This is a genomic window from Rhodocytophaga rosea, assembly GCF_010119975.1.
GTDB lineage: Bacteria > Bacteroidota > Bacteroidia > Cytophagales > 172606-1 > Rhodocytophaga > Rhodocytophaga rosea.
This window is the reverse complement of record NZ_CP048222.1, coordinates 230,963-244,905: the sequence shown is the minus strand read 5'-3', so window position 1 is coordinate 244,905 and position 13,943 is coordinate 230,963. Positions and strand designations below refer to the sequence as shown.

Genomic DNA, 13,943 nt, shown 5'->3' with positions numbered 1-13,943 from the left:
TAGACATTTAATTTTTATATTGTTTTATAAAATTTGGGTTTCTACATATGTTCGACTAAACTATAAAATCAAAAATGAAAAAAGAAATATTACTTCTCGTATCTATGGTTTTCTCTATAAAAGTCGCGCTTGCACAATTTGGAGATTGCGATTGTTCAGATCCATTAAATAAAGATTTAAAAGACAATTCAGTAACTTATAATTCTCGCGAGGTTAAAAATTGGTTTTATAGGTATTTTTCAGCAAAGGAAGTAGAACGAAGAAAGATAAAAAAAGAAAGCAAATCTGAATGGGGTATGGATTTTGTTATTGATGCCATTCCAATTGGTTTCTCTTCTGATGCACAAAGTAGCCAAGACAATAATTTCTATCGTCAGATAGAAAGAGAAGTAAAAAATGAAGGCTATTTTTCTGACAAACAACTTGAATTGATAATCACTAATAAGTTTAGTACAAACCAATTAACTGCATATACAACATGTATCAAAGCCTGCATTGAGGATCGAAGAAACCGTAACGGAGTGTTATTAACAATTGATGGTAACCCAGATGACATATTTTATTTCAAAGTTGTATTTAATAATACTGCGGGAAAAGAGTTTTTGACACTCGAAGAAGATATAAGATATACCAATTGTGAGCCAATCGACGGTAACATCTTTAAAAAGGGAATGAGTATAAAAAATGGGCAAAGCAAGATTCAATGCTTTAAAAAAACAAATAAAGAGAAGGACGCAATTTTAACCTTAAACTTTACTGACGGAGTGACAATTGATCCGATTGTCATAAAAAGCCAAAAGAATAAAGACAATTTAGTTCCCGTTGGTACAATAGTGGCTACAATCCTTGATTTTAATACATTTTGCAGAGTAAATAAAATTGATCCAGATTTGACTAAAACTTCATGGCTACCTTGCGATGGCAGAACAATTCCAACAGATTGCATTTATGCTGAATCAGGGGCATCAAATACACCTGATTTGAGGGGTGTATTTCTTAGAGGCACTAATATCATGTATTCTAATAATTTAGGAGCTGGCATAATAAAGCCACAACAACTAAACTATGAAACCAAATTAGCAGGGGAATTCCAAAATGAGTCATTTAAAAAGCATAAACACGATAATGGTGCAAGATTAGAATCTGGAACTAACAAGAAATTTCAAAAATTTGGATATCTGGAAACTGAACAACAAGTAAAAGGTTTTGCATATGCAAATACTTGGGTTGATCATAATACTGGTTGGACTGAAGAAGTTGGTGGGGACGAAACTAGACCTAAAAATATTTCTGTTTTTTATTATATTAAAATTAGATAAATTGTCGAATAATGAACTTGCTATCCTAATTGCCAAATAGGCGGCCTCCAATGTCATTAGAACAGTGCTAAACATTACAAATCACCCGCAATAAAGAAAGATAATTAATATTTAAGCTTTTAAATTAAGAATTTCTATTCTTATTTAATCTTTGCCAAGCAAATGAAGTCAACAGCAAATATGGTAAAGAAAGCTATTCGTCAGAAGTATCTAAAAACGTAATGAAAGGTGATATTAAACAGCAACCTATAAATAAACAGGCTACGAAAGATAAATTTCAACCGGTGCCCCTTCTCACTTTAGATTTTCTTATAAAAGAAGCTTTGCAGGGCGATACTAAATTATCTATTACCCAATTCCGGGAGTTATGCAATATTCCGAAAGTTACCTGGTACAGAAGAATGCAGGAACCACAAAACTTTTCAGTTGAGGAAATTAAGGCCATGGCAGATGTACTTGTCCGCTTAGCTCATCTTTCTAACAAACCAGCTACAGTTACTCCTGCCCAGGTTCTGGAGGCCATTCTAAATCAAATTAAACTAAAAGAGGAAGATAATCAGAAAGGGTAGTTTTTCCTGATTATCTCCTGCTCACGCTATCGCATTTTCATGCGAATTCCTGGTTTATGAGGCAGCTGTTTCGATACATTATGTGCAGGTGCCTCTTTTTCAGCAAGCGAATTATCCCCTTTATGATTTGTCTTGTGGGAATGAGTTAGGTTAGTGCTACTAGTTGATTTATGCATACTTGTCTGCGGAGTAGCTGAGAAATCCTTAGCATTATTCTCCTTCTTTTTTGATTCTTCTGGCGCAGATTCCTTTTTACTATCCGGTTCTGGTTTAGCTTTTTTCTCATTTGGTGGATCTATCATTCTGGGCAAACTTCCGGGGATACCGCCAAAAAGTGCATCAAAGGCATTGTTAGAGTAAGCCGAAAGCTGTTGCAAAAGATTTTTGGCCCCTGTTTTCATATAGACTGGAACCTCACCCAGATCATGCTTTATTTTCTTGCCCTCCAGTTTTTCCGCTTGTAAATCCTCATTGAAATCTTTGTTAACAGGCTTTATTACTTTCATAACTTCGGCTGGTGCTCCTGCGTTAATTATTTCTGCTAGTTCCTTCTGAGCCGCTGCCAAGAGAAGATCATTTTTCGGAAAAGCAACCGTAATTTCTGAGCCAGTTCCCGGAGCGCTATTAGAGGCAGTAATACGTGCCGGTGGCTCTTGTCCTTTTGGCACAGACTGATTAATGGATTCCATAATTTTAGTGGCTACTTCTTCCATTCGTTTCGGTTCTTTGGCTCCAAAAATTTTAAGGTGATATTCTCCCAAGTTACGTTTCTGCTCGGTTGATGAAGCAATGGTATTATCTTCCTTTTTGGGTGCTACTTCCACCAGTCGGGCCATAAAAAGGTTTTGTGCGGGAATAGCTGGATGCCCTATAGATCCCATCAAATTCATATTAAATCGAACACCATTCTTTTCATTGTCATTAGCCAGTACCACCTGGTCTGGCCTGATCCGCCCAACAAGTTCATTGATATAAGCTGTTTGTTTATCAGAAGGCTGGCCACCGGTGCTTACGTACATCCTGGTTTCACCAGACTTAGGAGGGGAGAGCTGGTGGAAAGACATGGCATCAATGGGACTTTCTGTTAGCACCATTCTATTTACTTTCAATGGGTCTAATGCAGATGTCAGCCAGGTGAGTGCTTTTCCCCACACTTCCACTTTATTGTATGGAAGTTCTTTGTCTTTTTTTTCCGGGTCCAGAAAGTAAAACTGATAACGTCCGGGCTTTTCGGGGTTAGCTACCAGGGTGCCTTCTGTTCCTTTAGGCAATATGATCTTCTTTTCTTCTAACCCTATGGTTACATCCTGGTTTAAAGTGAGCGGAGGGTTTGAAAGCCAGATGGCATCTCTTCGCTCTCCGGCCGGAAATCCTTTAAAACTACCATTGCGGATAATCATGGAGGTAATGCCAAAGTCATTCCGCATTGGGAAAACCGTGTTGTTTACGTCAACTGTTTTCTCTTCTTTAGCATTCCAGCCGAGAGAGTTGAGTGCCTGTTTAAAGAATTCAGGACGAAAGATGGTGCCTAAGGTCAATCCACGGGATTGAAGATATTGGGGTTGGTTTAATGCATTTTGAAGCCCATACTTTTCCTTTAACTCCTTAGATTGTATCTCAGCAATAGTTTTGTCATCCGGCTTGGTATCTTTTATCTCACTATTCTTCTTTGCATCACCTGCTAAAGATGCAGGTGGCATTCTGTTAAAGTGATTGTGAATAAACTTACTAACTTCCCGTGCATCATTGTTGTATTGCCATTTCAGCAGCTCAATCACATCGCCTTTTTTATCAGTACGGTGGTTAATGAAAATAGCTTTAGAGCCAGGATTGGGATATACCGTTATTCTCTCTTCTTCCCTTTCAAATGTCTGGCTTCTGGCACTTTGCAATAGTCCTTTTTTAGGATTATGACGGAAACCTAACTCATTCAATACTTTATAGGGGTCCATATTATGGGCCGCTTCTTTCCAATCGATTGTATACATAAAAATCTGGTTGAAGGTGGATAATGTGTATGAAGTAGATCTATCTGATCTATGTAGAGCTATGAATTCTGAATAGATGCCTGCAGTCAGGAATGGTTGTTATTGTTCAAACAGTCTGGATTGTACTGTTGCCTGCAGATGAGGAAACCGATGGAGGCATTCAAACGGATAGAACAGCAAGTGTAAGCCGGTGAAGAGGCCAAGTTGTACAGGAAAAATACAATCAATAATCTTTACTGCTTTCTCAGACCGTTCCGTTGTCCAGTATTGATTCTGTACCCATTTTTCTGCCTCTAGGGGTTTGTACTTTATCACCTCCATCAGTTCTTTAAAAAGCTTCTTTTGAATAGAAACTGATAAGGTCAACGTATCCCATAGCTCATTCCTTTTATACTCAAATGTCTGTGATTGCACTCCATCAACTACACGTTTGAACATGAAAAAGGGAGCGGTCCCTTTTATGGCGTCTTGTTGTGTAAGCGTAAGTGGAATAGGAGAGAGGCACTTTGCATAAGGTGTAGGTGTTAGATGAATAACATGAGCATCTGTCAACCCTGGTTGAATCAGCAAAACTAAAGGCTGTACTAGTCCCGTCAGCTGAATCCCAACTTTAGCTGGTATGAGTGAAGAAAGGGAAAGCAATGTACCGTTGTATACAAGTTCTGATATAGAAATATCTAGCTGCTGAAGATTCAGTAAACTTTCAGCCTCAAATTGTCTGATTAATTGCTTTATTTCTTCATCTTCCGCAAGTAGTTCAATCCCTACTATTTTCTTGTACATCTCTAAAAAATGGGCATTTTCTGCAGGTGGCGTGCTATACAGACTATGTTCATCTTCTAAAAAATTCTGGCTGGTATCCTCATTTAAAAAATGAATTTCCTCTTGATGCTGCCCTGAATTGTGATTTACATCATCTGATTCATCGGGTAAAAGTGAATGCATGTTTTCTTCCATAGCTTTTTTTTATAAATGTAGTCGAATTACGACTACATTTGCAAGTAAATTTTGTTCAATATTATTTTGTAAGCAGGCAGTATTAGAAAGAGAAAATGAGTAGGTAACTTTTATCAATCAAAGGATGTTCTTTTATTAAAGTAAATAATGCTTATGATCTTTCATTTTTTACAAAAAGGACATCCTATGGAAACACCTTATCAACCCATTACAAGTGAATTTAGGCAGCAGATTGACGCACTCATAGAGCGAAAAAAGTATGTGGGCATTCTCTATTTTAGCCCTCTCCATGAACTCCTATCTACTACTTCCATCATTAAGGAAATATCTGAATTAAAGGGAGTACCTTTTATGCGACTTGTTACCGGCGAGGAAATACGCCTGGACCAGGTAGTAAACATAGATGGCATTCCGGCTCCTGGCTATGATATTGAAGATTTTACCTGCGACTGCTAGTAGGAATAGATTCATTTCACAAATACCGGTATTCGTTTTGTGGATGGCTTTTGCTATTTCTTCCTTTAATTTCATTATGTAATGATAGATACAATCAAAATTCAGTTATAAGAAAAAACTAAGTAGTTGTTTTTTGAAATCCTTGCCGTAAATGGTCAGGTAATCGCTCCATTTCCTTAGTGAGTAGCAGATCTACTTCACGCTTAATTTTTTCAAGATTATTGAAGATTAGTTGCGTTTTGAAAGCTTCAATGGAGGTCTTTTCTTCAGTAGGTATATTTTTTTTTAGTTTCTCAAAATCATAAATGATAGGCATTTCTGGAAGTGGTTTATCACTAGGTTGTACCAGAAGTTTAGCGTGGAACATTTTTGTTTTAATTTCTGCACCCATATCATCGGCTACAGATCCAACCATCCAACCCTGGCTTAAGGCTGAGATTTTGCTTGCCGGGATTACTTCCTGTAATTGGGTGCTTCGGTTAATGGTAGTGTCATTCTTACTTTGAGTAATGGATTCTTTCATCTGATTGGTTTTACCAAAGCGTTTGCTTAAGCCCTCTGCGCTTGGTCCGGTCACCTGACCTGCAAACAAGTTTCCAATAATCCCCTCAATTACTTTGGCTTCTTTTGTGCCGTAATCCCTTTCCAGCTGGCTAAAATCCTGAATTCCTAAAAAAGTAGCCACTTTATTCGATCTGGCTGTGGCAATCAGCTGATCTAAGCCTTTAAAATAAAGTGTAGGTAATTCATCAATAAATAAAGCACTCTTTAGCTTATTTTTCTTATTGATTAGGGTAATCAACCTGGCATTGTATAAAGATAAGGCAGCACCGTAAATTCCTTGCCGTTGCGGATTATTGCCAATACAAACAATTTTAGGATGCTCCGGATCATTGATATCTAATGTGAAATCATTGCCTGACATGACCCAATACAGAGTAGGGGAGACCAGGCGAGCCATTCCGTTTCGGGCAGAAGCAATCTGTCCTTCTAATTGCTCCATAGCCCCATTGCGGAAAGCATCTGCAAACATACGGGCATAATTCTCAATTTCAGGATAGTTGAGCAGAACTGGAAAAATTTTATCGTATTCTCTGTTGGCAAATTCAATCACATGTGGGAACGTGCAAACAGTAGGAGGGGGTAGAGGTTTGGCAGTTCCGTTAGTTGAATTCCACATCCCAATGGCTTGCTCATATTCAAGCTTCTGCCTTTCATCAATCCTCTTCAATACCCAGATCACAGCCGTAACAAAATTGATTGCTGAATCCACAAAGAAATCACCCTGTTTCTGTATCCAGGTACGGTTGAGATTAAACATAATCGTTTGAGCGGATTCATAAGCATCAATGATGTCGGTCATCAGTTCTGGCAGCAAAGGATTACACCGGTGGCTGCGTTCCACATCATCAAAGTTGATAACATAAAACTTTGGCGAAACATGGTACTGCCCTTTGTTTTGAAGCAAGGCTTGCAAAGCAACTTTAGATAAATCCGGAAATTTAATGTCATACACCATTGCTGTATAACCCTTTGCTATACATTGCTCAATAGCAGGAACTAAAACTGAAAAAGTTTTTCCTGAGCCCGGAATACCCAATACCATTACACCCCTGAATGGATTTACAATATTGAGCCATCCATTCCGCAGTTTTCCTTTCAGCTGGTACTGTGTGGGTATGTTTACCGAGTTTTGGGTTTCTAATAACCGCTCTTCCTGAGGGAAACTTTCATTGTCTTCATTGAACAAATCATTTTGCAGATTATGGCTAAAAATCCGGCTATAATGTGTAGCACCTTTGGCTAGTATGATTTGCCCAATAAAATGTATTATGATATAGCTTATAACTAAAACTGGATTTTTTAACAGTGAAGGGACAAACCAAAGTGAACAAGCGGTGAAAGTCATAAGAAGTAATCCTACGATCAAGGTATTTCTTACTTGCCCTGCAGTGATGCTCGTACTCTTAACACCTCTGGTGCCTAGTCCATAGAAGGTGGTTCCTATTAGTATTATTACTGCGATATACCATGGGTTAATCAGCCAGGATACTTTTTGAATGAGAAAAAGATAGGTGTTTTTTAGAGGCTCAAATACCTCAAAAGGAATGAAATGAGCTATATGAGTGAAAATCAATAGGAAATAATGTAATAAAGCAACTAACACAGACGCAAGGATATACCAATATTGCTGAAGGGTTAAAGATTCTCTTTCCTGATTGCTAAGCATAGTATATAAATTTAGAGGAAAATATAAGTAGTCGAATATAAACTACTTTTTAATAGTTTTCAAAGTTTTGTTTGCTGATTTTGTTTGAAAGCCACCCATGCCAATGGAAGTCTATTATTTAAAAACCATAAAATAAATGTATAATCTTCGACTTGATAAGTAATCAATTGGTATGTAGTAAGTTAAAGATGTCTTATGAGTGTGTGGAAATTTTTCTCTGATAAAGGTTGGATTTTTTGACAAAAAAGTAGTTGTTTTACGACTACTTTTAAGATTCGCTATTAATTTTCTCTTTAAGAGTAGTGCTATAATCTAAATCATTTATACCCTTAAAAAATTTTTACTATGTCAGACCAGCTAGAAGCAAAACTGAATCAACTTATCGAGTTGCAGGAAGAGACCTTAAAGGCCCAGAAAGCAAGTTTACTTACCCATATCGAATTTGCTAAAAGAACAGGGCTTGAGGCACATGTCATTATTCAAAAATGTTTAAAGATGCAATTAGCTCACAGAAAGGAGGGGAGGGTACTCTTGATTCCTTATACCGAGCTTGAACGATGGATGAAAGAAGCAGAAGAACAACGATTAGAAGATGAAAAATTTAAAACGCGCCGAAACCGCTTGATACTACAGGCGAAAGAAAGCGCTGCGGGTTTAGAGGCATAAATTAAAAGTACAAACAATAAAAAATGCCAGCAATTCCCCAATCACTGGCATTTGATTTTTGCAAGATATCAAAAGCAATGTGGCAACATTGTTTGTAAATGACTAAACCTAAGATTCGAAGATGTGATTCTTAGATCATATTGGATTTTTTATATCCAAAGGGTAGCCTTTTGTCTAATTGGATATGAAAAAAACAGCCGTTTACAAGCCATTTTGATATAGACAAATGTAACTGTTTGATAATACATATTCAAGAGAAAAATGAGTTTTCTACAATTTTATTCAAAATCAATATTTTTCGTTAAACCACAATAAATTTTTAAATAAATGGCAAATAAACAATCAAGTCCCCTACAAACAAAAATAAGGAAAATTGACCTGTGGCAATCACAAAAAGCAGCCTTTCTTAAAATCAAAACCTATAATAAAGGCAAAAGCTATGGTGAAACTGTCACGACATCTCAGATAACAACTATCAACAAAATACTGGAAGATTATGTCTCCAAATTCAGGCATCATAGTGCTTCCAAAGCAAAGCTCTATATCACCATGGGCAATCTATCTAAGTTGGCCGGCTGCTGTGTGAAAACTGCCTATAATCACCTCTTACGCCTGATGCAGGCAGGCTTGGTAAAAAAGAAACTAACTGCCCATAGTTTCGATGGTAAAACCCTTACCCCTTGTATAGAAATTGAGCTATGTAGGGACATTATAAAATTTTCAGAATTTACCTCTCCGCCCTCTGTGAATAACCCTGTGAATAGAGGAAAGAACATAAAGTTTATGGCACCCCCTATGAGTCTTGCAAATATGGCCATTTATAAAGCAGGAGGGCATATTCCCTAATATCTTTCTTTTTGTCCTCAGTAAAAGTTACCGACACTTTCTTTTAAGAGAGTTTTAAACGAAAGTTTAAAATGATAGAGATGTGGATTATGTGGATAACTTTTCTATGATAGTAACAATTGAATAAATAACACTCAATAAAAATCAAAGGGAAAAAAATCAGGAAAATAATTTACCTGCAGTTTGAACACTAAAAATAATAATCTAAAAGAAAGAGATGTACTGTGTGCGGCCGCATAAATTGACTTCTACACTAGTGACTGTAGGTAGAGCTTTGCTGTAGCTACGTATTTGCCACAGATATGCATATTAAAAGGCTAGAAAATATCCTTTAACCATCCTTAATAAACCTATGAAAAAAAATTTGCCCCCAAAAGACCTGAAAGGCTCCAAGTACAAAATAGTTATTTATTTTTTTTCAGATGCGGCCCAATCTAAAACTAGAAAGCAGGACTTTTACTCCAAATTCCTGGGACAGAAGGAGCCAGTGAAAGGATTTGTATACTGGCGCAATAGAATCTATTGGTACATAGAACATTCACAATTTGGTATCAAGTGGGCAGCTATTTATGATAATAAGAATTTAAATCGTGAGAAAGAACCGATTCTCACGATTTTAGGCAACGGTGCAGAGCTTGCAAACAAAATAGAAATATCCTCAGTAGGAGAATGAAAGCGAACTAGTAACTTAACTGAGTAAGTTTTTCTTCTTAGCTTCTGTCTGAAAAACTTGGCAGCTTACAATTAGTCAAGAAGTTAATAATAAATTTTTAAAGAAAGATTTGAATATTTACATTAATTTAGTTATTTACCATAATTAGTTATTTACCATAAATTAATGTAAATACTTCTATGAGCTCAAGAAAAAATAAAATGTTAAAGCAAGTTGCTTTTGAGAATAATTCAGAGGCCAGGGCTGGAGAAAAATTTGAAAATGTTCTACATTCAAAAATTCCAAGCTTGGAAGATTTTATTACAACAATACGCGAATCTGATATTGTAGAAAAATATAAATCAGATTATGATAGAGATGGCGGTTTTGACAGGACTTATGATAGAGATGGAGATCATTATGATCGTGGAACTTTTGATCGTACAACCTAGTCGTCTAACCAAAGGTCTCAACATCTTATAGTGTATGATGGGCGCAAAGCTATAGCAATTTCTTGTAGGTAGAAATCTAGGATACCACTACATGTGTATCTATTAATTATATAACTACACTCAACTGAGTAGTATCAAAAAGCGCTTTTCCAAACATTTCAAGATAGGCATCAGTATAAGCTGAACATGACAGTCGCCGAGTCGGATTGGTGAACTGCGTATACTTAGAAGGCACTTAACTGACACAACGCATCTACAGCTAACTGTAGTTTGTGACTATTTATTTTCATATTATATTGGAATTATTACCGCTCGCCTAGATAATAAATGGAGCTAACTGAACTGATCTATAGAAGATAAGGTGATCTTCAAGTTGACAATTGGCACCTGCTTTTTCTGTTTTGCCTTTTACAAACACGTTCTTAAATCAAGTTATGTCATTGATCAGGCCATTTAATTATATTTTACTAAAATTAGCTAGTACATGTAATATTAATTGTAGCTATTGTTACTGGTTTCGAGATGAAACGGTCCTTACTAAAAGCAAAATATTAAGTGAAGAAGCTGAAACAAATCTATTGGCTGCGTTAGGAAGGCATTTAAAAAAATATAAACTAAGGGACTTTAGCATATTATTACATGGAGGTGAACCCTTACTTTTTGGAAAGAAGAGATTCATTAAATTATGTAAAAAACTCAATGAAGTCACTCAAGAAAATCACTGCAAACTATTTTTAAGTATTACTACCAATGGAATCTTAATAGACGATGAATGGTGCTCAATTTTTAATCAGTTTAATATCAGAGTAACTGTTAGTATTGATGGTCCACCTTCAGTACACGATTCAAGGAGACTTGATTTCAAAGATAAAGGCACTAGTAAACAAGTCATAGAATCATTTTTTTTATTAAGAAAACATAATATTCAGACAGGGGTTTTGGGTGTTTGTAAACCAGATACTGATCCAGTTGTGTTTAGAAATTTCTATGTAAATGAACTTAAAGTAAGTAGTTTTGATATCTTAGTTCCGGATGCAACACATGAAGACAATCCCGAGAAAATTTCTACTTTTTATAAGTCACTCTTTGATATTTGGCTATCAGAGTTTTCATCAGTTAATTTAAGAATCAGGTTTATTGAAACAATTGTAAAAGGTATAATGGGTTATCGTAGTACATCAGAATCTATAGGATATAGACCTGTTAGCACTATTACAATATTAACAGATGGTTCCATTGAACCTTTGGATGTGTTTAGAATTGCAGGTAATGCTTCAACAAACACAGGTTTAAATGTTTCAAGAGATGATATTCAGGACTTATCAAGTCATCCTTTATGGCTAGAAATAAGAAATGCTTCATTAAACTTACATTCAACATGTAAAAATTGTGAATTTCATGATGCATGCGGGGGGGGCATATTTCATCAAGATGGTCTAATCTAAATAGGTTGAATAATCCAAGTGTCTATTGCAACGATTTTAAAGAAATTTTTACTTATATCTCTCAAAAAATAAAGCCTTCATTATATTATTCTTCTAAAGATGGGCAATAATCATCTATTTAACAATGGGATGTTTTATTCTATTCCATTTCAGTATTTTATAGGATCCAATCTTTTTTCAAATAAAGAATGTAAAAGAATTTTAAAATGGTTGCAGAATGATGCTGTTTGGCGACTTCACTCAGAATACTTTTTTGATCAATACGAAGCAGTTATAAAACTTAATGATCAACTTTTTTCATTAAAGGATTTAATAAACTTTGAATGGGTTGATAAAATCAAAGTTGATTTATCACTTATATTTGGATGCACATTTAATGATTTTTTTGTGATAAGCTGTCGCAAATATATAAGTACCCAAGAAATTGGTATCCATAATGATGACTCTATTCAACCTTCTCATGAAACTCACAGAGTTGTTATTTACTTTAATGAAGGATATAGAGATGAGTTTGGAGGACATTTAGTTTTATTTAATTCAAAGAACAAAAAAGATATCCACAAAATTTTGAGGCCATTAAACAACTCTTATTTTGGATTTGCTACTTCAAAAGATTCATACCATGCAGTAACAAGAATCAACCAAAATGTCAGATATACGATTAATCTTAGTTTTTGGGATAGTAGATATTCAAATATTGAAGTTGAACTATTCGATTTAATTTCATGTAACAAGAAAATTTCAAGTGAAAAAATTTATCTTTTTCTAATAGAAAGCGGTGCAAAAAAAACAAATCATTCATCCAGAGATATTTATACTCATTTAGTAGGCACGGCAAATATATTACAAAAAATTGATACAAATACTGATCTTGTTTTAGCCGGATTGTTTCACAGTATTTATGGGACATCCTGTTTTGAGGCTTTAAATTTTCCACTTAATCGTAGAGAAAAAATTATAGAACTTATTGGTTCAGAAGCAGAAAGAATATCATATTTATATTGTTTGATTGAGAGAAAACATTTATATGTCATCTTTAAAAATGGAAGTGAGCAAAATGTATTGTTGAGGAATGGACAAGAAGATTTTATAACATTAGATGATCTTAGAAATTTGTTTCTTCTTGATTGCGCAAACTCCTTAGAGCAATATATAAGTATTGGAAGTTCGTTTGATGAGATCAAAGATGACCTTTCATTTTATCTAAGTTTTAAGAATTTATTGAGCAATAACAATCAAGATAAAATTAAAGAAGAATATTTGAGATTGCTTAATAAAACATATGAAAGTTACAAAATATGATCATACTATTTGTTTGGAAATAACTCCATCTACTAATGTAAATAAATTAGTATCCTCTGTTGAATCTCTATACAAAGACAAAATTGCAATTGTTATTGAACTAAGTGAAACAAATATTAAAATTTTATTGATTCCTGAATATAGGCATATTAAATATTTTGATGATAATGTCTATAACACAATACCAAAAATCTTCGATAAAAAATCATTAATGCCCCATAATACTTTTAAATCTAGCTTTTTTAAGAAAACTTTGGTATTCCATACAGTAGATCATACTTGGGCACTTTTACCTTGGTTAAATATTAATTGTGAATATTTAAAGAAAATTACAATTCTACACTTTGATGATCATGATGACTTAGGTAGTCCTTTTTTGGATTATTATTCCTCAAATTATCATGAAGTCAGAGACCCTATTGCTAATCGTAATTATAATTTGTTATATATCGAAGATGTTTTTGATGCAATCGCATATGGTAATATTGGTATAGGATCGTTTATTTTACCTTTTATTGCCCAATTTAAAGATTGCCATTTAATACATATTAGAGAAGACATTAATCATAGCTTGATTGCGAAAAAAAAACGATTATTTCTTAAACAATGTCAATTTCAGGAATTAACTTTTAATAGATTAGATATCAGTGATTCAGAATCGAACTTATATGATTTTTTATATAGTAAGGTAACTATTGATGAAATTAAAGATATTATAGATACAGATTTACTAATTGTGGATATCGATTGCGATTATTTCTATAATAAAAATAAATGGGATAATAAATTTTATAAAAGTGAATTAACTTTTCAAGAATTAGAAAAGAAGCTAAATCGAGTTTTTAAAAAATTACGCCAAATTAAAGGCAAACGAAAAATTATTTGCTTTACAATAGCATTATCACCGGATTTCTTCCCCAGTAAGTATTGGGAATTCACTTATAAAAAAATAAACCTATTAATTTCAGATATTGCTAATTCTAATGATTTTCTTTAATTATAATCTGCACTGAATAGCATAATTATTTTAAATTTATTAAAGGGTAAATAAGAGAACAGAA

General features: G+C 34.5%; 13 protein-coding genes. 10 read left to right on the top strand and 3 right to left on the bottom strand.

Annotated elements, in window-relative coordinates:
* Positions 1-74: 74 nt before the first annotated feature.
* Positions 75-1,319 carry a hypothetical protein gene (locus GXP67_RS01095; RefSeq protein WP_162441456.1) on the top strand — a complete coding sequence of 415 codons (1,245 nt, stop codon included), beginning with the start codon at positions 75-77 and terminating at the stop codon, positions 1,317-1,319.
* A 221-nt stretch (positions 1,320-1,540) separates the two neighbouring features.
* On the top strand, positions 1,541-1,888 hold the full coding sequence (locus GXP67_RS01090) for a hypothetical protein (RefSeq protein WP_162441455.1): 348 nt from the start codon (positions 1,541-1,543) through the stop codon (positions 1,886-1,888).
* A gap of 26 nt (positions 1,889-1,914) precedes the next feature.
* On the opposite strand, the gene GXP67_RS01085 is transcribed toward GXP67_RS01090, so the two are convergent.
* Both GXP67_RS01085 and GXP67_RS01080 read right to left on the bottom strand, forming a co-directional pair.
* Positions 1,915-3,876 (bottom strand): toprim domain-containing protein, encoded by a 1,962-nt coding sequence (locus tag GXP67_RS01085; RefSeq protein WP_162441454.1) that lies wholly within the window; start codon positions 3,874-3,876, stop codon positions 1,915-1,917.
* A 99-nt stretch (positions 3,877-3,975) separates the two neighbouring features.
* Entirely contained in the window at positions 3,976-4,833 is an 858-nt protein-coding gene (locus GXP67_RS01080; RefSeq protein ID WP_162441453.1) for a hypothetical protein, read from the bottom strand.
* A gap of 186 nt (positions 4,834-5,019) precedes the next feature.
* Between GXP67_RS01080 and GXP67_RS01075 the strand changes: the two genes are divergently transcribed.
* Positions 5,020-5,289 (top strand): hypothetical protein, encoded by a 270-nt coding sequence (locus GXP67_RS01075; RefSeq protein ID WP_162441452.1) that lies wholly within the window; start codon positions 5,020-5,022, stop codon positions 5,287-5,289.
* 118 nt (positions 5,290-5,407) lie between these two features.
* Here GXP67_RS01075 and GXP67_RS01070 read toward each other — a convergent pair whose 3' ends face one another.
* Positions 5,408-7,519 carry a type IV secretory system conjugative DNA transfer family protein gene (locus GXP67_RS01070; RefSeq protein ID WP_162441451.1) on the bottom strand — a complete coding sequence of 704 codons (2,112 nt, stop codon included), beginning with the start codon at positions 7,517-7,519 and terminating at the stop codon, positions 5,408-5,410.
* Positions 7,520-7,864: 345 nt separating this feature from the next.
* Between GXP67_RS01070 and GXP67_RS01065 the strand changes: the two genes are divergently transcribed.
* From GXP67_RS01065 to GXP67_RS01035, 7 genes are all read left to right on the top strand, one after another.
* Positions 7,865-8,185 (top strand): hypothetical protein, encoded by a 321-nt coding sequence (locus tag GXP67_RS01065; RefSeq protein ID WP_162441450.1) that lies wholly within the window; start codon positions 7,865-7,867, stop codon positions 8,183-8,185.
* A 327-nt stretch (positions 8,186-8,512) separates the two neighbouring features.
* Entirely contained in the window at positions 8,513-9,031 is a 519-nt protein-coding gene (locus GXP67_RS01060; protein WP_162441449.1) for a hypothetical protein, read from the top strand.
* 352 nt (positions 9,032-9,383) lie between these two features.
* The gene (locus GXP67_RS01055) at positions 9,384-9,704 is read left to right on the top strand and encodes a hypothetical protein (protein ID WP_162441448.1); all 321 of its coding nucleotides are present in this window, start codon (positions 9,384-9,386) and stop codon (positions 9,702-9,704) included.
* Positions 9,705-9,883: 179 nt separating this feature from the next.
* Positions 9,884-10,135 carry a hypothetical protein gene (locus GXP67_RS01050; protein WP_162441447.1) on the top strand — a complete coding sequence of 84 codons (252 nt, stop codon included), beginning with the start codon at positions 9,884-9,886 and terminating at the stop codon, positions 10,133-10,135.
* Positions 10,136-10,515: 380 nt separating this feature from the next.
* A complete protein-coding gene (locus GXP67_RS01045) occupies positions 10,516-11,580 on the top strand; it encodes a radical SAM protein (protein ID WP_162441446.1) in 1,065 nt (354 codons plus the stop codon).
* Between the two features lie 99 nt (positions 11,581-11,679).
* A complete protein-coding gene (gene yhhC / locus GXP67_RS01040) occupies positions 11,680-12,882 on the top strand; it encodes a cyclophane-containing peptide 2OG-Fe(II) oxygenase YhhC (protein WP_162441445.1) in 1,203 nt (400 codons plus the stop codon).
* Positions 12,863-13,879, top strand: a complete 1,017-nt coding sequence (locus GXP67_RS01035; RefSeq protein ID WP_162441444.1) for a hypothetical protein — start codon at positions 12,863-12,865, stop codon at positions 13,877-13,879. The genes yhhC and GXP67_RS01035 overlap by 20 nt, the downstream gene beginning before the upstream one ends.
* The last annotated feature ends 64 nt before the right edge of the window (positions 13,880-13,943 follow it).